Here is a 22,220-nt window from a genome sequence, read left to right on the forward strand (position 1 = left end):
CCGTGCCAGCACACGAGTCTGGATCAGTGAATCCGACGAGGGTTACGGCGATGGGGACCGCGGGTTAACAGCTCGTGCGTTCATCTGGCACGTTTAGCATCGGAGCATGGTCGAGCGAAACGGGTCACAGGACCTCGATGTACGCGTAGCTCAAGGAATCGCGCGCGGTGTTCGCGAACGAGGCGTCGAGGCCTGGCGGAATCTTCCCTACGCCGAGGCGCCGACGGGCGTACTCCGCTTTCGTGCTCCGCGGCCGCCCGCGACGTGGAACGGCGTACGCGACGCATCGGAGTACGGCCCGGTGCCCTGGCAGTCTTTGCAGGGGCACTTCGTCGGGGCGTCGAAGAAGCAGACCATGAGCGAGGACTGTCTCACCCTGAACGTGGTGCGGCCCGCGCGAGGGCGCTCGTCGGCCGAGACGCAGACGCTGCTTCCCGTGATGCTCTTCATCCACGGCGGCGCCTATGCGGTCGGTTCGAGCGCGGAGTACCCGCGCAACGGCGAGGCTCTCGTGCGCGACGGCGGCATCGTCTATGTGAGTATCAACTACCGTCTCAGCGCGCTGGGCTATCTCGACTTCACGCGATTCTCGACCCCCGAGCGTCCCTTCGACTCGAACCTCGGACTGCGTGACCAGGTGGCGGCGCTCGAGTGGGTGCGCGACAACATCGCGGCTTTCGGGGGCGACCCGAGCAACGTCACGGTGTTCGGAGAGTCCGCAGGCGGCAATGCCGTGACCACTCTGATGGCGACACCGGCAGCACACGGCCTGTTCGCCAAGGCCATAGCTCAGAGCGCGCCGACGAACGCCATCTATCCTCCGGAGCAGACCCACCGGTGGGCCGACGAGTTCGTGGCCTTCCTCGCCGACCGCATCGAGCCGGGCGGTGTCGAGACCACGTCTGTCGACGACGCCGGCGAATTGCTCTCCCGGGCCGACGCATCCGACCTGGTCGAGGCCGCCGTGGCCCTCACCCTGCTTGCCCCCGATCGCGATCCGGGGACCATCGCGCTGTGCCCCGTGATCGATGGCGACTTCCTTCCCGAGCGTCCTCTCGACGCGTTCAAGCACGGGCGCGCCGCGCGCATCCCGCTGATCATCGGAACGAACGACCGCGAGGGCTCGCTGTTCACGGGGCGCCTCGACATCCTGGCCACGACGCCGCCCCGCATCCGCGCCATCTTCTCGCGCACCAAGAAGAAGGCTCGAAAGGCGATCAAGGCCGAGTATCCGGGCCTCCCCGACAAACGCCCTGCCGCTGACTTCGCCGGCGACTACGCGTTCTGGTACCCCACAGTGAAGGTCGCCGAGCGGCACTCCCGCTACGCTCCGGTGCACTTCTATCGCTTCGACATCGCTCCACGGCTCGTTCGGCAACTCGGATTCGACGCCACCCACGGGCTCGAACTCTTCGCCCTCTTCGACCGCATGAACGGCTGGTTCGGCCGCGCGATGGGCGCGTTGGGCGGGCGGCGTGCGTTCATGCGCACGGGCGACCGGATGCGACGGCACTGGATCGACTTCGCCCGCAGCGGCGAGGTGGCCGGGTGGCCGGCCTACGACGAAGAGACCCGCGCCACCATGATCTTCGACACGATCGACCGAGTGGAGAACGACCCGCGGAGCGCACGGCGGGTGGCCTGGCAGGAGTTCGTGCCGCACGTGTGACGACGGGTCCGCGCCCGTTCGGCGCATCTGCGCTTGTTCGACTATCTGTGCTTGTTTGACTCGGAGCGGATAGACCTAACCGGCGCCAACAGTGCAGCTAGTCGCGGTCGCGGTCTGTCTCGACGAGCCGCAGCGGGGTCGTCGGTGTCTTCTTCTGTGGGGGCTTCGTCGACGGTGTTCGCGACTGCACGGGGAACGAGCCCGTCGAAGGATGTGCCGGGCTGACTCGAGAACCCGCGGCGGGCTGCTTGTCGAAGGCCACGCGGAACGCGCGACGGATCTGCGTCTCGTCGGGGCCGAGGATGTCGGTGAAGCCGAGCCTCCTGGCCTCGGTGACGCGCAGTCCGGAGGATGCGACCGGGCGCACCTCGCCGGCCAGGCTGATCTCGCCGAACGCGGCAAAGGTGTGCGGCAGCGAGAGGTCGCTGTTCGCCGAGGCGATGGCCAGGGCGATCGCGAGATCGGCAGACGGGTCGACGAGGCGCACGCCGCCGACCGTCGACACGTAGACATCGCGGTCGCCGAGGGGGATGTTGAGGCGGCGCTCGAGCACCGCGAGAAGCATGGCGACCCGTGAGCCGTCGACGCCATTGGTGACGCGTCGAGGATTGGGCGCTGTGGTCTTGACGACGAGGGCCTGGATCTCGACGGGCATGGCCCGCCGGCCGTCGAGCGCGACCGTGACGCAGGTGCCGCTGACGGCCTCGCCGCTGCGGCTGAGGAACAGGCCGCTCGGATCGGGCACCTCGGCGATGCCCTCGGCGGTCATCTCGAAGCAGCCGACCTCGTCTGTGGGGCCGTAGCGATTCTTGAGGGCTCGCACGAAGCGCAGGCTGGTGTGACGGTCGCCCTCGAACTGGCAGACGACATCGACCAGGTGTTCGAGAACGCGGGGGCCGGCGATCGAGCCGTCTTTGGTGACGTGGCCGACCAGGATGACGGGAAGGGAACGCTCTTTGGCGACCCTGATGAGAGCGGACGCGACCTCGCGCACCTGCGTGGGGCTGCCTGCCGCACTGTCGATGGAGTTGCTGGCGACGGTCTGCACGGAGTCGACGATGACGAGGTGAGGCTGCACGGCGTCGATCTGGCCGAGCACCGTCGACAGGTCGGTCTCGGCGGCGAGCATGAGAGTGGGGGAGAGGGAGTGGGTGCGTTCGGCGCGCAGCTTGACCTGGCTCACCGACTCTTCTGCGCTGACATAGAGCACGCGCAGATTCTCTTCGGCCGCCTTAGCCGCCACCTCGAGCAGAAGCGTCGACTTGCCCACGCCGGGCTCGCCCGACAGCAGGATCGTGGCGCCCGGAACGAGACCGCCGCCGAGAACGCGGTCGAACTCGTCGATACCTGTGGCCCAGTGGCTGGCGGCTTCGGTGGAGATCTCTGTGATGGGCTGCGCGATGCGTGTCTCGCTGAGCTTCGCCGCCTTCACCGTTCGAGCGATGCCCTCGTTCTCGGCGCTCGACACCACGGTGCCCCAGGCCTGGCACTCGCCGCAGCGGCCCACCCACTTGACGCTCTGCCAGCCGCACTCAGTGCAGCGGTAAGCGGTGGGTGTTCGCGAGGCCATGCATCCACGATAGACGCGACCGACGACATCCGATCACCGCCTGTGCAGAGTGCTAGGTGTCAGCCCCGCGTCGCCTCGATGACCATGCTGGGAAGGTGCCCAGCTGAAGTCGGACCGGTGACCTCTCAGGAGATCAGGCCTCGGGGTCTTCGCCGAAGCCGTCGTCGTGGCGGCCCTTGGCGGCGAGAGCGGCGGCGCGCTCGGCGAGACGCTGGCGCACCTCGGACTGGCCCTCTTCGATGATCTTGGGGTCGAGCGGCGCGTTCACGTTGTGCGGGTTGCCGTGGTACTTCTCGATGTAGGCGTCGAGCTCGGGGCCCGAGGTCCACGAGGTGATGAGGCAGTAGCGCGGCTCGGGGCCCTTGTGCCAGACAGCATGCCAGAAGCGCTGCGTGTCGACGATCAGTTGCGCGCCCGCGGGCAGCGCGATGCGCACCTCGGTGTCGGGGTCGAAGCGGTTCTCGCGCAGGATCATGAACGACTCGGCATCGTCAGAGAGGTTGAAGAAGCCGCGAACGATCCAGCCCGTGCCGTCGGGGTTGAGCCGGTTGTTGTCGTCCTGGTGAAGGTTGTAGAGCGCGTTCGCGTAGCTGTTCGGCTGCAGCTCGATTACGCGGCAGCGGCCGATGTTGGCTCCGGGCTCTTCGGCGCGGGCCTTGAGGATGGGCGCGTGCTCGATGTTGGCCTGAACCCAGACGCCGTCTTTGTCGGTGCGCGGGGGCGTGTGGTTCCAGAATCCGTTGCACTCCATCTCGCCGAAGGCCGAGGCGAGAGGGGCGAAGCGCGTCACGCCGGAGGACTTCCAGTCGACGTATTCGAGGTCGAGCCACTCCTGAGGGTCCGCCGCCTGGTCGTAGCGGTCGAGAACCACATAGCCGGTCTCTTCGAATGCTGCGGAGCGGATATAGCTCATAGAACCAGGACCCTTTCAGAGTGAGGGCACGCGGGTTTTGTCGCGCCCGACTAAGGCAAGGCTAACACCTAGGATGCGCCGGATTTCGGCTCCGGGTGGCTTCTCAGGGCGGCATCCGCGTGATTGCGGGCTTCGATTTCTACACGCTGTAGATTCGCGCGAACCCCCGGTCTGCGTTAGACTCGTCCCCGGTACCGTGTCCGAGCGGCCGAAGGTGCAACTCTCGAAAAGTTGTGTGCTTGAAAGAGCACCGTGGGTTCAAATCCCACCGGTACCGCCACGATCAAACCCCCTGCTTCCCTTTGTTTACGAGGAGATCAGGGGGTTTTGTCGTTGCGGGGCGCCAGGTTTGGACGCGAATTGGACACATCTGAAATTCGCTTGGCGTTATCGAGGGCTACCGAGACGGCGTCAAGGTCGTCATCGAAGAGATCCGCGTACGTGTCGAGCGTCATTGCTGCAGAGGCGTGACCGAGCATCCGCTGGACGGCTCTCACGTTCGCGCCAGACGATACTGCCAAACTAGCGGCTGTGTGTCGCAGGTCATGGATCGTCACCCGGGGGAGGGTTTTGTCGACGAGCTGCGCCTAGCTTTCCGCCCAGCAGGAGCTCAGTTCGTGGGCGACCCAGGTTGCGCGAGTCATGGCGAGAACGATTTGGGTGGGATTGGAGCGAGAGAGTTCCAACATCACCCCAGAGAACACGGTCAGAGCCGGGTAGGAACCTCTCAACACAGTCGAGAACCGCGCGCCTGGCTCGTTTGCCGCTCGAGCCGCCACGGCTCGCAGCTGAGTCAGGCACTCGCCCGATATTGGTCCGCCGCGCTCTACTGCCCGCAGTGCGGACGGAAGGACTACGGGGACGATCTCGGCATATCGCGCCTTCAGCCAGTCGCGGGAGCCGGGCTCGATGTCATCCAGCGGCGGATTACCAAGAAGAAGCTCAAATTCGCGTACGCGACTGTCGAGATTGAGCCCGAGGTATCGCTGCTGACTCATCAGACCTCATTCGCTGGATTTCTGTTGTCAATGTAGGTGTGCGCACCCGTGCGATCCCATAGCTGGTGGCAACCACGCGTCAGTTGCCACATGGCAAAAACCACCGTGGGCCGCCAGTTTCGCTGACGGCCCACGGCGGTTAAATGAGGTGTTACTCAGATGCTCGGCGAGCGCGTCGTCTAATCAGCATGCCGGCCAGCAGGAGGAGAGCTGCTCCGACGATCGGGAACAGAGGTGATCCCACGCCTGTGAGAGCGAGCCCGGAGCCCGAACCGGAAGATCCGGCAGGAGCAGGAGTGGGCTGAGTCGTCGGCAAAGTAGTCGCTGCCGGCACCGGGGAAGTGCCCGGCATGGTCGGCACGGTGACTGTCGAAGGCGCCGATGTGATTGGGTCGCCGCCCGGGGGGCTACCAAATGCTGTCGCCGTGTTCGTGATGGCGCCGGCGTCCACGTCGGCCTGGGTCACGACGTAGCTTGCCGCGAACGTCGTCGACGCTCCTGGAGCGAGCGTCGCAACCGATGCTGGAGTGACTGCGCTCAGCTCGCCCGAACCGTTGAACTCGCCTTCGTCCACAACCACATCGGTCAACGTCACGTTGCCGGTGTTCGTGACCAGGAACGAATACGTCAGCTCCTGATCCACCTCGTACGAGGTCTGATCAGCCGGAGCAACCGTCTTCGCAATCGTCAAAGCCGGATCTGAGATGGGGTTCTTGGTGCAGGCAAGGTTGTCGGGGTCGCACGACGTTGGTGGAGTTGTACCGGTAGGGATGACATAGTTCGACAGCTGTCGGTCACCAGTTGCTGGATCGTTGATCGTCACCGCATAGGTGATGGTTGTCTGACCGCCGGCCGGAATGATCCCACTAATCCTGAAGCCGCTATTCGCGATGGGGTCGATCGTCAGCGCAGTACCAGACGAAACTGCGGGTGCGCTTGTGATCGTCGCGTCGTCGAGAACCGACGAGAGGTCGTCAGTGAGGTCGACCTCCGCAGGAGCGGTCCCGTTCGCGTTCGCCAGCGTGATCGAGTACGTCACCGTCTGTCCGAGAGTCACCAAGGTACCTGAGGTGGGATCGGATGATTTTGCGATGGTCAGCTCGGAGCACAACCCGCTGTCCTGCTGAGACGTGGCACCAAAGAAAGGAAGCCCGGTCGTTGCGATGTCCGTAGTGGCCACCGGTGCTGTCGAGGCAGCCGTGGGGATCGACGTGATCTCGTGGATAGTGCCAGCGGAACCCGCGAGGAAGACCTTGCCATGGCTTTGTGCCGCGCCGAACGATTCGGGAACAGTACCGACCTGGGTCACCGCGAAGCTTGGCGAGATGCGGAACAGTGCATTGCCGTTCGGCCCCCCACCAATCGCGAGAATGTCGCCGTCCGCAAGCGAGAGGAAGTCGCCGGCAGACCCGAAGCCCGTTGGGAAAGCGGCTTCGTAAAGCGTTGCGACGCCGGTCGCGGGGTTGATGCGGAAGATTTGCTGCGCGGTCGCTCCACCGCCTCGCGAGGCACCGACCAGGAGCGAACCATCAGCTAACGAGCTCAGGGCATTGACGAAGTAGTTGCTTGCCGGGATGCCAGTGATGGCGATTGATGCAGTCTCCGCCCCGGTGTCGGGGTCGATCGTATACAGCGTCGGCACGCCGGGGTTAACGCCGTAGAGGGTAAAGCCGTTGCTGGAGAAAGCGATGTCCGTGTAAGAACGCGGAACCGACACGCTGCTTTCGAGCGCACCCGAGTCTGAATATTGGTTCAGGACGGGTGTAGCACTTCCCGTGTTTACGTAGATGTTCCCCGGCGCGCAGATCGGCGCCGCAAGGGCAGTCTGGGTTGGGATGAACACGTTCAGGGCGGTGATCATGCCCATCAGAAGGGCGAATAGCACGGCCACCGCGGTGCTTTTCCTGACCGTTACGGTGTTGCCTCCGAAGTTCGGTGGTCGTGTTGCGTGCATGGGGTCCCTCCAGAGCGGGTTACTAGGTTCCAGTTCGGAGCCATGCCACGCATTCAGACGTGGTGAACGTCGTCGCAGCGCCTAAATTCGATCAATTGGAAACCAACCGACAGGACTCTCATATTTAAAGACGGAATCGACCTAGATCGATGACGCCTAATTGATGAACTTTCATCAAAAAAATTTGCCCATTAGTCTTCGACAGACCGAGCCGACTCGATCGGCAAAACGGAACGGGCGAGATTAGAACCAAACCAGGAGGGAGTTCGCTGCGGATCACCCTTGTCGCCACAACGGGGTGGCATGCCCGATTCTGGTCTAGGGAGCCATATTGGACACCTTCACCGCAGCTTTGCCACAGCTAGCTCACCAGCGTGCTCACCTCATCGCCGCGTGCGACCAGGCCGCACGCCACCTGCGCAGCTGTCCGAGCTGCCAGCGCAACCTCGATTTTTTCGAAAGCCTTCGCTTCTTCGAGTGACATTCACCGCTCCGTACTCGGTGTAGAGGCGCCTTCAACTGACTAGCCGATAAGCGCGCGTGTAGTGACCGTACTGGAAATGCAAGATACTGAGGTTCTTACTGAAGACCGTGCAGGCGGTGACCGAGTAGCAGTTGGACTTGCGGTGCTTCATATCGGCGTTGCATGCGGCCGACGACCTCGCTGATTGCATCCCGTAGTAGCGACTGCGGCCGAATAGTTACACGATGCCGATGAACACCGGCGCCACTCTCTGCTGAACCCTGGTTGTCCCTGCGGCTACGTCAAGCCAGACGACGGGAGAGCGTCGCAGCCTCGTGTCGGTGACCGACAGTCTCGTAGCCGACGACGGTGACGAATGGGGCGAGAGTGATCAGGATGAGACTCATGCTGAGTGGGGCACCCCAGACTGCGACCAGTACAGCTAATACCAGAACGACGACGGTGCCGACGATGAGGAGGAGATGGAACAGATCGAACTCATCCACGAGGTATGTGTAGAGCGCAAATATGGTGAGGCACAGCAGGAGCACCGGTAGGGCTACGGTCGCCACGGCGGCGACGGGGCCGAGGTCTGATTCGCCCTCGATGACGTAGGCGACCACGTGGAGTCCGGCACCGGTTGCGGCGATGGACGCGAATACGAGCAAATGTCCGTATCCCCAGATGAACGCCTTGCTGCGGTACCGATGGAGGATCTTGCCTACCGGGAGGAGGAAGTAGGTCCACCAGAGACCGAAGGTGAGGCCGACACCCGCTACGACGAGAACGGCGGCGTCGGTCGACCAACCGCTGCTTTCGATAGCTGCAGAGACGGCGGTGATCGTACCGAATACTCCCTCGCCCAGAGTGATGATTGCCAGCAGCCCGTATCGCTCCGTGATGTGGTGAGCGTGCCACGGTGTCCCGCCTTCTTTCACCCGTCGTTCCGCGACCCAAGGTCCGGAGACCTCGATCAAGTACAGAACCGCCGCGAACGCGATGGTGACCCCCAGGGTTGTGTGGGCAATCGCCAACGCGACCCACCCGATCTGGGCAACCGCGATAAAACCTACGTAGGTCAGGGCCGTGCGAGGCCGGGAGGAGTCCTGTCGCGCCACCCGCAACCATTGTCCGAGCATCGCGACGCGCATCACCACGTAGCCAGCGACCAGCACCGTGTTGTCGAGGTAGTGACCCTCGTCGATGGAGTGGAACAACGGCGGGATACCGATCACCAGAATCACGACGCCCGTCATCTGCACCATCACACAGATGCGTTAGAACCAGTCGTCGGTGTCGTACGCAGAGGAGAACCAGGAAAAATTTATCCAGGCCCACCCCGTCGCGAATAATACGAATGCGAAGCCGCCGATCCCGGTACCGATGTGGCCGACGGCGAAGTAGTGTGCAAATTCATTGCCCGCGGCGCCGAGCGCGACCACGAAGGTGAGATCGAAAAGCAGTTCGAGGGGTGTCGCGGCACGGTTTGGCTCGTGCGGATCGCGTCCTGTCATCCGTCGCAGACGATGCGACAAGGTCGTCAATCCCGGTGAGGCTGCGTGAAGGCCGTTCGTGCTCAAGGTTAGCCAATCATTTTCGCCCGTTGGATAAGGGCCCCCAGAGCGCACACCTTGGGGGTCTGAGCGCCCTGGGGGCGAGCCGCCGAGGAGTCCAGGGGATGGGGATCCCGACTCAACACAGCCGCTCACTAGAAGAGACGGAATTGGACTCGATTCATGTCGTCGATATCGGAAAATCGCTCATACCGGTGATCAGATGCGGGACGGTGTTGTTCGTGCTCACGCACCGTTCATACCAGATCCGCGCACTAACCCGATGTGCGACGGTGGAACCGCGCTCGGTACACCAAACGCAAGCACTTTTTCATCCCGGGGGTCCTGAATTTCCTCTTTGCAAGGGTGGGAGCCTGAAGAAAGTCACGTATGCTGGTGAGTCCGTACTCACCTCCGACGATGTTGCTTCTGCTTTGGTGGAGCTCACCGCGGCTCTTGCGTGCAGGGGCGTCGCCGAGGCCGCTTCCATTCCAATTTGTGAGCCAGACGGAAATGATCCGAGGACGACTGAGCTCGTCATCGGGGTAGGAAATGACGTCCTCGCAGTTCCGATAGTGGGCGAGTGTGGCTCGTCTGAGTTCGATGCGGCCGCAGCTCACCTTCGTGAACGTATGCACAGCCTAAATCGAGGCCACACGTCGACCACCATCGAATCGAGCGTCACCGAAGACGACCTGCCGAACCTCGACTACGACGGCATCTGACCCGTAGGCGTCCAAGACCGGGCTCAGTACGCAACTCGGTCTAACTAGGTGGGGAGAGGTTCCGAAACAAGGACGAGACCGCCGGGGCTGTTTGCCGTAACCATCAGTGCGTCCACCCAGGCCCGGTTCATGGGGGAGCGGTCTTTTCGTCGATACCGGAACTCGAGCGGTGTCGAAATGGCGATCCACACCGATTCGCGACCACTTCCGTCAGCGGGATCCCTGCCCCATGAGAACATGTTGTTCTCGCTGCGACGGAGTTTCGCAGTGATCACCAGTTGGAGATGTGCCAGCGTTCGGTCGTCCAGCTCGACGTGGGTGTTGTGGTTGTAGATCAGTTGGCCCATGCAGCCCTTTCCTCCGTGTCGTGCCGACGTCGTCTAATCGACTGATCGCTGCTTCCAAAAATATCGAATACCTTCGAAACCGGAAATTTGAGCGCGTGTCAGTGCGAGGCACCAGGGCTCATTCGATATCCCGGCGGTGGATTCCCAGAGCGCACAAATTGGGGGTATGTGCGCCCTGGGAAGCGGGCTGCCAAGGAGTCCATTGGATGGGGATTCCGGACTCAATCAGGGCGCCCACTAATAGAGACGTGGTCATCCCTGTTTCATGACAGAGGGATTGGAATTCTGTCAATAAATGTGCCTGTGAGCTCCTGCGTGCGCCGTTCAGCGCACTGCCTACATATTCGCTCGGGCGTCCAATGGTGAGAGTCGATGTAATGGAATAACTTGTCTCTGCGGAGCAATCCGAGACGCTTCTACGTGACGAACCACCGGCAAATCGACTTCGGATCACAGCAGGAGGGCTAAGTGGACAGGCGCCAGCCATCGAAACCGACGGCAACATGGCCGGACTCTGACTTCGAAAGCCGATGGCAACAGGCCGGCCTGCCGTTGGAAGAATGCAGTAGCTGGAAAGCTGTGATGTCATATCGATCCGGAGCGTTTGACGACGCTGTTGCTCTTGCCCGCCACAAGTGGACACCCGCAGACGTTCTCCGAGCACGATCCGAACCAGAGATATTCGCATCGACTTCGGATAGCGGCACCCCGCAAACCGAATACCGCATCGCGAGGCTAGCTCTTCTGGCCGCCGAGACCATGAGGTACCACCAACACCAAGCACGCGTGGCGAGCGTCGTTCGCGAGCAATTCATTGCAGACCTCGCAAACGGCTTGGGAGGCAAGGGTCACTGGTCGATCACACGAATCGCATCTCTTGTCGGACTGGGACCTTCCCGAGTGAGCATGATTCTGAACAGCCGCGACTATCGGAAGTAATACGAGTTCAGACCGGCCGTACCTTGCGTATACGCCACGGGTAAACCCGTACACACCGCCCAGCCCCCAGTTGTTTCGAGGACGACCAGGCGGCCTGATCGCATCGATCTTCTCGCTCGAAAATGAGATTCAGAACACGGCTACGGGCTCTGGTATCGACAGCGTGCTCCGTCTATCTCCGCGCACCGACGAGAGTCTTGGCGCGCCCTGACGGATCGCACCCGGAGAGCGGAATCTGCAATTTGCTCTAATTCACGTTGTATATCCGCTGCCTGGGCGTCTAAATTGTGAATCTTCTTTTCGCGTGGCCGTCAATCACGGATCCACAAGCGCGATCAGAGCGTGGGTCGGCTCACCTCTCGAGCCGGGTGAGATGGTAGGTGTGACGATTTCCGTAGAAGCTGGCGTGCGTAAGGACTTGCGCATTCCCAAGGAAAGACGGAGTGAACTGCGGCGGGAAGCGGTGATCGACGTCGCTCGCGAACTTCTTATTCAACGAGGCTCGCTGAACACGGGAATACCCCAGGTCACAGCATTGAGCAATTTGGGATCAGGAACTTGCTATCGCTATTTCAGCGATAGAGAGGACCTCATTCTGGGTGTATGTCAAAACGACCTCGACAGGTTGCTCCGTGAATTCACGCGCCATCTGGCCATCGGAGATCTAAAGACAACGGAGCAGGTCATCCACACTGCTCTCTCTGCCTTGGTGAGTATCAGAGGAAGTCGAAAAGGCGCAGTGCCTCTGTCCCTGTCCTCGACGTTCAATCGAGAAGAGCCGAGGGACGACATCCGAATCTACGTGGAGACCATCACCTCGGTCCTTGATCAGATATTTCCAAGGCCCGAGGTCGGGGCATCCAGTCTTCAACTCACGATAGTCATCACGCTTGCTGACGCCTTTCTCACCAAGAATTTACCGGCGATGGGCAACGACGCCGCGCTGGCCGCAGTCCTTCTCTTCGCCCGGATAGGAATAAAAGCAACCAATTCGTCTCTCGCGGGCAGCTAGAAAACGTGGCATCAAGTCGCCAGGTCTCAAAATTTTTTCTGAAATCAGATAAAAAACTCTGAACTCTCGTTATGAAACGCAACTCATTACGTCTGCGATATTGAGCTATTTTCTTTCTTTCATCTGATGTGCGATTTATCGGATACCAGTTAGTCAAGGCTCGTTACCGACAGCCCTGCAACGACCTTGAGAAGAGGCCCCGATGACCCGGTCCGGATCACCCGCGAGAACAGCGCCACCTGAGGCAGACAAGGTTGTCGCTGCCCTAAGCGGATCGCCTCGTCATACCAAATTCGGCACTGGCCCTTTCGCCCGCTCGAGCGTCACTTTCATGTCATCGAGTGGCTCGGTGGTTCGCGCCATCAGCTTGGGTCTGATTATGGCTCTCATGCTGTCGCTTCTTTCGGCTTGGCAGATCGCCGCTGCGCCACGAGCCAATGCAGCAACGGTTTCCTGCGTGAATACCGCTTATGCGGTCGACTGGAACAGCGGCATCGTCCGGCAAATCCAGTTCGGCGCGGGAGGATCTGCAGCCGGTTCAACGGTCAGCGCTGTTGTGGGAGATCTAGGTCCTGATCAACAAGCTTTCTACAATGGATTGGCGGTCTCGGGGGACGGAACAACGTTGTTCGCCGCCGGCGGCACCACGATCTACCGTATGGACGTCGCAACCGGTGCGACCCAAACAATTCCCGTGATATCCGGTATCGACGGAGGAATCCTCGGCGGCGCCATCAACCCCCAAAACGGTCAGTACATAGTTCTTTCGTTCGGGTCAACACTGGCGACCCTGTATGCCTACGACCCGGCAACAAACACTTGGCTGGGGCGCATCGGCTCGTTCCCCCTCAATGCAGCCGGCATGAACGCAACCAACATTTCCGACATTGCGATCGATACGGATGGAATTGCGTACATCACGGCGAATACGACCTCGAATGGACATTCTCTCTACCGGATAAACGGCGCCCTCCCGTCAACGTCAGGCAACGCGCCTCTGGCTCCAGTCCTTATTACGACGAACCTCCTTGCTAACAATCAGAACATTGGTTCTCTTGCTTTCGGTTCGAACGGCAATCTCTACCTCGGGCAGATCGCCTCCCCACAGATCATTCAGCTGAACCCTTCCTCGGGTGCTTTAGTAGATCAGTCCGCCGCACCCATCCCGGGCCTGCCGGTTGACTTCGCCTCGTGTTCCACCCCGAGCACCCTCACAGTGCAAAAAAACATCACGAGTCGGTTCAAAGCAGCCGACCAATTCGGTCTATCGATCACTGGACTACGTACCCCGGCTACCGCAACTACCAGCGGAACCGCAACCGGCATCCAGCCGCAAAAAGCCGGCACCGCAGTAGTCACTCCTGGCTCCACATACACCGTGGCGGAATCTGCGGCTTCGGGCACAAACCTCAGTGACTATTCCACGACCTGGCAGTGCATCAACGGTGACGGCACAGAGATCAGTTCCGGGACTGGTGTGTCCTTCAGCTACAGCCCTCCACCGGTGGTCGATGGAAAAGGGCAGGCAGTCACCTGTACCTTCACAAACGCACCCCTCCAACGGAGCTACACCGTTGCAAAGTCTGTCTCAGCATCGAGCCTGACACCTGGCTCAAGTCTCACCTACTCAGTAACGGTGACGAACACCGGCCAGCTTGCATACACGACTAGTAACCCAGCATCGTTCACTGACAACCTGTCCGATGTCCTCGACGATGCCACCTACCAGAACGACGCGACAGGTGGCGCAACGGTCACCGGTAACACCCTCAACTGGTCTGGTGCACTGGCGGTCGGTGAAACTCGAACCATCACGTACTCAGTTGTTGCGAACACGCCCGGCCAAGGCAACCACATCCTGAACAATGCCGTGTCACCCACGGGTGTCGGCGGAACTTGTGCAACTACAGGAGGATGCACCACCTCCACGCCCGTCCAAGCTCTCCGCATCACCAAAACTGCAGACCGCACACAGGTCGTTCCTGGACAACAAATCACGTACACGGTGACGGTCCAAAACGTCGGAGCAGTGGACTACACCACGGCGTCGCCCGCAACATTCTCGGATGACCTCACGGCCGTGCTCGACGACGCCACGTGGAGTGACAACGCCACTGCCTCGAGCGGAACCGTCACCTACACGCAACCCACTCTGAGCTGGTCCGGCGCGATCGCGTCCGGGGGAACCGTCACGGTCACCTATTCAGTGGTCGTGAACGATCCGCCAACAGGAGATTCCCAGATCAACAACGCTGTCACATCCACGACACCGGGAAACAATTGCCCCGTCGGTAACAGCGACCCTGCATGTATCGTGCGGATCCCGTCGTCGTCATATACGGTCAGCAAAGTCGCTTCAGCGACAGTTGCGAGCCCGGGAGACACCGTGACTTACACAGTCACAGTGTCTAACACAGGTGTCGAGAACTACACCGCGGCCAACCCAGCCTCATTTTCGGACGACTTGACGGCTGTTCTCGACGACGCGACCTACAACGGTGACGCGACGAACGGGGCAACTGTCACGGCGAACACCCTGACCTGGTCCGGTGCGCTCCCAGCCGGTCAGACCGTCACGATCACCTACTCGGTGAAGGTCAACAACCCGGATACCGGCGACAAGAGGATAACGAACTCGGTCGTTCCAACAAGCCCCGGCGGCCGCTGCCCGACACCAGGAGACTGCACGACGACAACAAACGTCAGGTCCTACACGGTAGCGAAGACCTCGTCAGTTGAATCGGCTGAGCCAGGCTCGATCGTCACCTACACGGTCACCGTCACAAACACCGGAACCGCGTCATACCCGGCAGACGGGCCAGCATCATTCGCTGACGACCTCACAGATGTACTCGATGACGCGACCTACAACAACGACGTGACAGCGACCGTAGGAACGGCAAGTTTCACGAGTCCCACCTTGTCCTGGACAGGCGCACTCGAGACTGGAACCTCAGTCACGGTCACTTATTCGGTCACCGTGAATGCCCCCGGGGCAGGTAACCAAACACTGACAAACACCGTCACCCCCACCGGACCAGCAGGCAACTGCGCCACGGATGGAGGCTGCACCACGACCACACCGGTGCAATCGTTCTCGGTGGTGAAGTCGGCGTCGTCGGCGTCGGTGACTCCGGGGTCGGTGTTGACGTACACGGTTACCGTGGTGAACACGGGTCAGGTTGCGTAGCCGGCGTCGTTCTCGGATGATCTGAGTGCGGTGCTTGATGATGCGAGCTACAACGGGGATGCCGAGAGTTCGGATGATGCTGGGGTCGTTGCCTTTGAATCGCCGGCGTTGACGTGGTCTGGTCCGCTTGCGATTGGTGCGACGGTCACGGTGACGTATTCGGTGACGGTGAATAATCCGGATGCGGGTGACCGGATTCTGACAAATGCGGTCTCTCCGACGTCTCCTGGTGGGGCGTGCGCGACAGCGGATGGTTGCGTGACGAGCACTCCGGTTCAGTCGATTGTGTTCACGAAGACGGCGGATGCGACCGAGGTTGTTCCTGGCGCGAAGGTCACTTACACGATCACCGCGACGAACACCGGCCAGGTGGATTACACCGTTGATGCGCCGGCGACGTTCACGGATAGTTTGGTAGCGGTCCTCGATGACGCCACCTACAACGCAGACGCCACCTGTCGTGGACTGGGCCGGTCGCGATCGGACAGACCGTCACGATCACCTACTCCGTGACCGTGAACGATCCAGACACGGGGGATAAGGTCCTCGCGAACACAGTGGTGTCAACGGTGCCAGGCTCCAACTGCGTCGAAGGCGTAGGAGATCCGAATTGTACGAGCACAGTTCCGGCCGGGTCCTTTGCCGTCAGCAAAACGGCGTCGACCAGCTCCGCTGTCCAGGGATCCACAATCACCTATACCGTGACGGTCACTAACACAGGAAAGGTTGCATATACAGAAGACAAGCCGGCGTCATTCCGCGACGACCTGACCCGAGTACTCGATGACGCGACGTACAACGGTGATGCCAACGCGAGTGCCGGAACGGTGTCTTACGAGAGGCCGAACCTTGCGTGGCAGGGTCCGCTTGGCGTTGGGCAGTCGGTGGATGTGCGTTACTCCGTCACCGTGAACAGTCCTGACCTCGGCGACAGGAAGGTCATCAACGCCGTTGTTCCCACTGGCCCAGGCGGAAGTTGTGCTGTCGGTGCCTGCACCACGACAACCGACGTGCCGCCAGGTCTCCTCGTTCACACGGGAGGCTCTGCGGTCACAGAAGGGTTGATCTTGGCGCACCTGCGATCTGTCGCCCTTGCGCTGCTGTCGATGCTTGGCCTCGGCGGGGTATGGGTGTACGCGCGACGTCGGCTGCGAAACTAGTCAATGCCAGTGACTCGAAGTACCCGAGCGCGTCGGCGGTGGATTATCGCCGCCGGCGTGCTCGTTGCCGCCGGAATCGCAGCGGTCGCGATAGTTTCAAACGGCGCGCTCTCAAGTCTCCCTCGCGACATGAACGGCAAGCCTGTTACTTACGAAGCGGACTCCGCTCCAAAATCGGAAGCATCCGCGGTTCCGAACGGCGATGGGCGATTAGTCGTTTCTTCGGTCGGGCTCGATGTCCCGATCGGATCGCTGAATGCTGTCGAGGGTATTGTCTCTCCGCCGGGATTCACATCGGCGTATCTGATCCGCAATTATGGGGTCACACCGAAGGACTCGGGCCTGGGAACGGTCTATATCGTTATGCACTCCCTCCGGAACGGAGGAACCGGTCCAGGAAATTACCTCATCGATGTCGAGAATGAGAAAGCTCAAGTTCGCCGAGGAGACGAAATCGATGTGGATGGTACGAAATTTCGCGTGACAGGCAGTCAGCGTTTATCCAAAGATCAACTACCGTCGAGCGAGATATGGTCCGCATCACCGAACACTCTTGTTGTCATTACATGTTTGCAACGCCCCGACGGCCAGGCCTCCACTGACAACATGGTGATTACCGCCGAGAGAGTTCTGAGTACATCACAATAGGCAGAAGTCCGATCGCACCTCGCGACCCACCCTCGAGTTGTACGCCGCACGAGCTCATTTAGACCGGTGACATCTGGTCAAGCGCCAGCGACGTCCGGTCGTCCCGCACTAATCCACTCTTCGTAACTGTGCTCGTGTCCTATGCTGCACCAACACGGCACCCGAATGATTCGACCACTACCTCGACCCCCAAATCTCTCGAAGTGCACGACCCCATTCAGAGGTGAATCGGAACTACTCTCCATGCTTGTTCTCGCTTCAAATTAGGGCGACTCGAAAGGCGAGTGTCGGTCGACCTACGCGACGACGCACCGATGCGGATAAAAGCGTCCATACCGAAATGATTTGTCTTGGCAGAGCCGACTCAGAGGCTCACTGACGTAGACGGCACGAGGACGCAAACATCACGCAGGCGCTGCACCTGAATTCGCTGCGCTAGAAATTTGCATCTCTCTACTTGGGCCAAATCGGTCAGCTGAAAAGTGCCGTACAAGCACAGATCTCCGTTTGGGGTCTTCCCAAAGGTACATAGCGGACCACTGAGATTGGCCCGCTGAATCGGCCAGATTCGTCCAGGACTGACCGGAATCGGTCGAAACCTGCAGGGGAATAGTTGATGCTCCCGTCAGGGTCACGGTGAACTGCGGCTGTCCCGAGGGTGAAGGCGATGAGTTGGTGACGGTCGAGGACACGGCAGGGAACGACAGGGTAAATTCCTTGGTCGAGGGAGGAGAGGTCCGACCGTCAGCTGTGGTCTGGCTGACGCTGACTGTGTTGATCGCCGATTTAAACCCTGTGAGCTGCGCAGTCTTCCACTCGCCGTCCGAGTTGGCAACGACATCGACCGGCTGACCCGAGCCACTACTTACTGACACCGTGGCACCCGGCAAAGCTGTGCCCGAAACAATTGGAAGAAAAGCCCCCCGCTGCACGTCGCTGCCGGTGTCGATCGCACTTATGGATGGAGAATCTATGGTCGAAAGTTCGGGTGCGAGTAGTTGACGGGGGTTATCAGGGCTGGGCTCCTCTCTGGGATCGGGGCTTGATTCCGAGGACTCAGGTGCGGGAGTTGTTTGGCCACTGTTAACCGATTTTGTTGGTTTGTCGGCTGCTGGCGTGGAAGGGACATGCGATTCGGTCGCCCGGGAAGTGTCTGTCAGCTCTGCAGGCCCTTCAAGGCTCATACCCAACGCCATTCCGAGTCCAATGACAGCCGAGGACGCTATGACTGCTACCAGGACCTTCCGGACTCGTGTGTGTCCGCTCTTCGTCATAGATGCCGCGTTTGCGGACGACGCGGGCGTTGCCAAGAATACTGTCGCAGGTCCGCCCACTAGGGGTATCAGCGCCCAGGGCAGCATTTGAGCAACGCGCACTGCTTCTGCTGCAACGGCCGTACACGGTGCGCACGAGGCGAGGTGGCTTTCGACGGCCACTCGTTCGCGTTTTCCGAGAGCCCCGCGAGTATAGGCGCCCAGGCGACTGATCGTGCTCGCGTGCTCTGGGCCCGTTTTGGACACGCCCAAGTGAACTTGAATCCAAGATTGGCGGAGACCCTCACGTGCCCGAAGAGCAAGAGAAGAAACCGCCGTTGACGACATATTCATCAGGGGAGCTATTTGTCGGGGTTTCAGGCCCTCCATCTCTGAATACCAAAGGACCTGTTGCCATCGATTTGGCAGACCTCCAAAGGCCTGCATCACCATGTTCTTGTCGATCGAAAAAAGAACCTCTGCGTCCTCAGTTTTAGGATCCACGACCGTGGTTGCATCTTCGAGTGAACCTTCTGAGGCCGCTCTATGCCAAGAGACCGCCACATTTCTCACGGTCGTCACCAGATATGCACGAAAAGCGGTCTGCGGTCCGCCTCCTGACATGATCAAACGCAGAATCCGAACAAAGGCTTCCGATACGAGGTCTTCAGGGTCGTGGCTTCCGGTAAATGCCCGCGCGGCAGCTCTACCTGCCGGCGCGTACCGTCGCCAAAGCTCACCGTAGGCTTTCGGGTCTCTCTCCCGTGTTAGTTCGACCAGCTCGCTATCAGTCGCGCTCTCTAGGCCGCCGTCCGGGCGTGGCATGAACGGCTCCTTCCATCGCGGCGTCACTCATTGAAAGCGCTGCCGAGAACGCATCCTTCACTCAGACGACTTCAGGCCCGTTTCATAACGCGAAAAATTAAGAAAATTTATGAACTACGGGCGCGGTTCGTATTCGACCCCGACTGTCGTGGCGGTGGGGGCCGGATCCGAAAATTGGAGCTAGCTCGTCGGCGGCGTCGGCTATCAAAATAGAATTATTTCGCTTGAACGAGGTCCGTTGCCTGACGAAGACAGACAGACCTGTTGTGAGGCGATGTCGAACCGCGTGACATCACCAGAAGATGCTGTTGAGCTTGCCCGCTATATGTGGACGCCTGCAGATGTGTTCGCAGCGAGCAACAGCCCGTCGGTATGGGAAAAACCAGGGGGCACGGCAGGTGGGTCCGGATCATCCACGTGCTCTTGCTGCTCCTCTAGTGCTGATCGCTGTGGAGACAACGAGGTGTCACAAGATCACGGCGCGACACGATTGGCAGGCTGGGTCTCTCATGTCTCCCTACCCAAGTGCATGGCTGTTCGTCCCTGATTTAGGAGCTCATCGAGTCGCTGACGTCCTGGGCGAGCATCCGATTCGTTGAGGCTACGTGCCGCAGCTTCTGGACTAGCGCGGTGGCGTCATCAGTCATCCGAAAAGCGGCGCACGTCCGACGACGACATCGGCCTTCACGTCGCTTTCCGTAGCGAGCCGTTCGTAGGCTGCGATGATCTCGTTGAGCTGTTCTGCTCCGGTCGTTTTGTCCATCGCCCGCTACCGCGCTCTCAGGATCGGACCGGTCTAGGGCTTTAAGTGAGACGCTCCTCGTGCGAGCGCATCAGTTCGGGCAGGTTTGCCAGCGCCGTGCGGGCCGTATCGGCTGCAGTACTGTCGCCCGCGCTGTCGAAGAGGTCGATCGCCTCGTTGAGCCGCGAGCCGGCCTGAAGGCGGTAGCCATCTTTAATGGCATGCCCAGCCAGCAATGTTGCTGCACGTCCCGCGTACCTGTCTTCATTAAGTTCCGAAGCGAGACGTTTCAGTAGCCAAGAAAACGAGACGCTCGCTGCCCGGTCCTGGTCGTCGAGTTCTGTCGTTGCCCGGAGGTACAGTGCAAACATCAGCGCATCGAGTATCTCTGGTAGTTCTGCATCAGATTGACCCAAAAAGGTTCGTCTGGTGCCGCGGGATGTAACCAGCGTCAGACTCCAGGCGTCGTCCGGGATTGCGAGGATCGCAGAGTGCGGCTCTTCCACGCTCATTGAGAGAGCAGGAACCCCGTCGACGTTGACTCGTTGCCAGCCGGGCTCCATCCGAACGTGACGTGCCCATCCCTCGAGCCTCATCAGCGCAGCGGTGCTCGCGGCATGGTCAACGGTCACAGGCTGGTCAGCGGTTATCGGCTGATCGGCCGTCATCTTGGTCCCTTGACCGAGAGTTTCCCTGGAGATAATTTTATCGAAAGTGGCTCTGCTGCCGGGTGGAGTTGGCTACCGGATAACCTGCAACGTGCGATGCCAGAGCTGGAGTGCATACGCGCGGTTTCCTCGTCCGATGCAAGCTCTGACCGGATGATCAACGCATCCTCATAGGATACGAAGGCTGCATACATCGATTTTTTCACTGTGCTGTGAGCCTGTGTCGACATGATTTCCTTTGACCTGTGTTGAGCTGTACTGGACGCCACGCGGTGCCCGCACGGCGCTCGATCAGATGGCGTATTGGGTGATTCCGGCGAACAGAAACGTGCTGAGAGCAACGGCCGCCACGAACAGCCCGGCGAGCACAACCTTCTCTGACAAACGTGACCGCGGTGTCGCCGAAGCCTGCCTTGGCACGCTATGCGAATCGATAGCGGTGGAGACCGCTAAGAATTTGGATTGCTGCGATGGACGAACCACTATGACCTCGTTCTCGGCTTGACTTCTGCCGACGCGAAAAACCTGCTCGCGCGGGGGTGCGGGAGACAGTGCAATCTCCACATATGAAGAGACGCCGACGATGTGATTTCATGACGCCGAGACGGGAAATTCGCACCCTAGAAATGGCGAATTTCCTCCGCGCGGTCAGTGCAGCGGTTCTCATGTTCCGTATTAGCGAGAAGGCGAATATCGACGCCGGTATCTCGGCGGGCAACCGTCACTAATGTGTGATTCATGGCCACCATTCTCCGTACCGTTTGCTGAACCGTTCTTGCTCACCCGATGACGCCGTAGCCCTGGCGACGAAGACGGTCGACACGTTAAATGAACGAGTCTTGGGCGAGGGATGACCTTGCACGTGTGAACTCACGGCTGTGACGTCGGGTTCGCGCGGCCGGCTATGCGAGCATTACTCGACTCGCCTCGTTTCGTTGAGCAGGGAGTGAAAGTAGTTGATGTGTTGACGGCAGATAGCGCACGCATTCAGATGCGCAACAGCTTTTATAGGCAGTACTGGTGGGCGACCTGATATGCGTCGAGCGTAACGTTGGCATTCGAATGTGCCGCGAATCAGGAGCAGCCGGAGTACTTCGTTTCCGAGAGCCCGGCGTGCCCGGTGCGCCGTGTTCGCAATGTTCTGGGGTGTCATATCGAATTCCCCGACTAGGTCTCTGGGGGGCCGCTTATAAATAGTCGTCTCGATCAACACGCGCTGCTGAATTTCGGTGAGATTGATAAATGCGTTGCGCAGAAGCTTTCGTTCTGGGGATGTCTCGATGTGATGGTGGAAGTCTTCATCGGAGTGGATGAGCCTTCCCGTGAACTCGGGTGCGGCGGGGTCTTGGAGTTCTTCTCGTGATCGTGGTGACCGGTAGTAATCGATCACCGCGTTCTTAGCGGCGCGAATGAGATATGCCTCAAGATGATCCGGTAATGTATCTCCGGCGCGGAGGCGCTCGAATAAACGCAGCACGGCGTCCGAGAGAAGGTCCTCCGGATCGAGCCCACCAGCGTGATAACGCAGAGTATTAATCAGTTTCTCTCGTTGCGCAAATAAGTGCTGCATAGCTCTGGTCTCGTCCTCCAT

At 60.2% G+C, this 22,220-nt stretch carries 12 protein-coding genes, 1 tRNA gene and 4 pseudogenes; 7 read left to right on the forward strand and 10 right to left on the reverse strand.

The window, feature by feature from the left end; genetic code table 11:
• Positions 1-106 precede the first annotated feature (106 nt).
• Positions 107-1,669, forward strand: coding sequence for a carboxylesterase/lipase family protein (locus tag ASF79_RS12925; protein ID WP_055855457.1), 1,563 nt, complete (start codon positions 107-109; stop codon positions 1,667-1,669).
• Between the two features lie 97 nt (positions 1,670-1,766).
• On the opposite strand, the gene radA is transcribed toward ASF79_RS12925, so the two are convergent.
• Both radA and ASF79_RS12935 read right to left on the reverse strand, forming a co-directional pair.
• On the reverse strand, positions 1,767-3,239 hold the full coding sequence (gene radA / locus ASF79_RS12930) for a DNA repair protein RadA (RefSeq protein WP_082495883.1): 1,473 nt from the start codon (positions 3,237-3,239) through the stop codon (positions 1,767-1,769).
• Between the two features lie 133 nt (positions 3,240-3,372).
• Positions 3,373-4,152, reverse strand: a complete 780-nt coding sequence (locus tag ASF79_RS12935; protein WP_055855459.1) for a hypothetical protein — start codon at positions 4,150-4,152, stop codon at positions 3,373-3,375.
• Positions 4,153-4,342: 190 nt separating this feature from the next.
• Here ASF79_RS12935 and ASF79_RS12940 point away from each other — a divergent pair.
• Positions 4,343-4,432 (forward strand) — tRNA-Ser (locus ASF79_RS12940).
• Between the two features lie 37 nt (positions 4,433-4,469).
• On the opposite strand, the pseudogene ASF79_RS17120 reads toward ASF79_RS12940, so the two are convergent.
• The 5 genes and pseudogenes from ASF79_RS17120 to ASF79_RS12960 all read right to left on the reverse strand — a co-directional run.
• A pseudogene (locus ASF79_RS17120) lies at positions 4,470-4,718 on the reverse strand (tyrosine-type recombinase/integrase); the annotation flags it as partial.
• Between the two features lie 583 nt (positions 4,719-5,301).
• Entirely contained in the window at positions 5,302-7,104 is a 1,803-nt protein-coding gene (locus ASF79_RS12950) for an isopeptide-forming domain-containing fimbrial protein (RefSeq protein ID WP_082495885.1), read from the reverse strand.
• A gap of 361 nt (positions 7,105-7,465) precedes the next feature.
• The gene (locus ASF79_RS17795) at positions 7,466-7,588 is read right to left on the reverse strand and encodes a hypothetical protein (protein WP_268751148.1); all 123 of its coding nucleotides are present in this window, start codon (positions 7,586-7,588) and stop codon (positions 7,466-7,468) included.
• A gap of 281 nt (positions 7,589-7,869) precedes the next feature.
• Positions 7,870-9,081 (reverse strand): annotated as a pseudogene (locus ASF79_RS12955) (low temperature requirement protein A).
• An 808-nt stretch (positions 9,082-9,889) separates the two neighbouring features.
• On the reverse strand, positions 9,890-10,192 hold the full coding sequence (locus tag ASF79_RS12960) for a DUF7882 family protein (RefSeq protein WP_055855467.1): 303 nt from the start codon (positions 10,190-10,192) through the stop codon (positions 9,890-9,892).
• Positions 10,193-11,513: 1,321 nt separating this feature from the next.
• Here ASF79_RS12960 and ASF79_RS17130 point away from each other — a divergent pair.
• From ASF79_RS17130 to ASF79_RS17150, 5 genes and pseudogenes are all read left to right on the forward strand, one after another.
• Positions 11,514-12,143, forward strand: coding sequence for a TetR/AcrR family transcriptional regulator (locus ASF79_RS17130; protein WP_162239086.1), 630 nt, complete (start codon positions 11,514-11,516; stop codon positions 12,141-12,143).
• Positions 12,144-12,492: 349 nt separating this feature from the next.
• A complete protein-coding gene (locus ASF79_RS17135) occupies positions 12,493-15,333 on the forward strand; it encodes a beta strand repeat-containing protein (protein WP_162239087.1) in 2,841 nt (946 codons plus the stop codon).
• Between the two features lie 30 nt (positions 15,334-15,363).
• A pseudogene (locus ASF79_RS17880) lies at positions 15,364-15,546 on the forward strand (DUF7927 domain-containing protein); the annotation flags it as partial.
• Positions 15,547-15,569: 23 nt separating this feature from the next.
• Positions 15,570-16,493 (forward strand): annotated as a pseudogene (locus tag ASF79_RS17145) (DUF7927 domain-containing protein); the annotation flags it as partial.
• Between the two features lie 57 nt (positions 16,494-16,550).
• Positions 16,551-17,141, forward strand: coding sequence for a class F sortase (locus ASF79_RS17150; protein WP_235500758.1), 591 nt, complete (start codon positions 16,551-16,553; stop codon positions 17,139-17,141).
• Between the two features lie 404 nt (positions 17,142-17,545).
• Here ASF79_RS17150 and ASF79_RS17885 read toward each other — a convergent pair whose 3' ends face one another.
• From ASF79_RS17885 to ASF79_RS17160, 3 genes are all read right to left on the reverse strand, one after another.
• A complete protein-coding gene (locus tag ASF79_RS17885; RefSeq protein ID WP_082495891.1) occupies positions 17,546-19,219 on the reverse strand; it encodes a sigma-70 family RNA polymerase sigma factor in 1,674 nt (557 codons plus the stop codon).
• A gap of 804 nt (positions 19,220-20,023) precedes the next feature.
• Positions 20,024-20,629, reverse strand: coding sequence for a hypothetical protein (locus ASF79_RS12975; protein ID WP_055855474.1), 606 nt, complete (start codon positions 20,627-20,629; stop codon positions 20,024-20,026).
• Positions 20,630-21,542: 913 nt separating this feature from the next.
• A complete protein-coding gene (locus ASF79_RS17160; RefSeq protein WP_162239090.1) occupies positions 21,543-22,220 on the reverse strand; it encodes a sigma-70 family RNA polymerase sigma factor in 678 nt (225 codons plus the stop codon).

The sequence above is a fragment of the Agreia sp. Leaf335 genome (assembly GCF_001423605.1).
Lineage (GTDB): Bacteria > Actinomycetota > Actinomycetes > Actinomycetales > Microbacteriaceae > Agreia.

Excerpts from the sequence above, each read along its gene's own strand:
- ASF79_RS17885 (WP_082495891.1), bottom strand. The coding sequence starts at position 19,219 with ATGCCACGCCCGGACGGCGGCCTAGAGAGCGCGACTGATAGCGAGCTG.
- ASF79_RS17160 (WP_162239090.1), bottom strand. The coding sequence starts at position 22,220 with ATGGAGGACGAGACCAGAGCTATGCAGCACTTATTTGCGCAACGAGAG.
- ASF79_RS12935 (WP_055855459.1), bottom strand. The coding sequence starts at position 4,152 with ATGAGCTATATCCGCTCCGCAGCATTCGAAGAGACCGGCTATGTGGTT.
- ASF79_RS12925 (WP_055855457.1), top strand. The coding sequence starts at position 107 with ATGGTCGAGCGAAACGGGTCACAGGACCTCGATGTACGCGTAGCTCAA.
- ASF79_RS12950 (WP_082495885.1), bottom strand. The coding sequence starts at position 7,104 with ATGCACGCAACACGACCACCGAACTTCGGAGGCAACACCGTAACGGTC.
- ASF79_RS12975 (WP_055855474.1), bottom strand. The coding sequence starts at position 20,629 with ATGACGGCCGATCAGCCGATAACCGCTGACCAGCCTGTGACCGTTGAC.
- ASF79_RS17795 (WP_268751148.1), bottom strand. The coding sequence starts at position 7,588 with ATGTCACTCGAAGAAGCGAAGGCTTTCGAAAAAATCGAGGTTGCGCTG.
- ASF79_RS12960 (WP_055855467.1), bottom strand. The coding sequence starts at position 10,192 with ATGGGCCAACTGATCTACAACCACAACACCCACGTCGAGCTGGACGAC.
- radA (WP_082495883.1), bottom strand. The coding sequence starts at position 3,239 with ATGGCCTCGCGAACACCCACCGCTTACCGCTGCACTGAGTGCGGCTGG.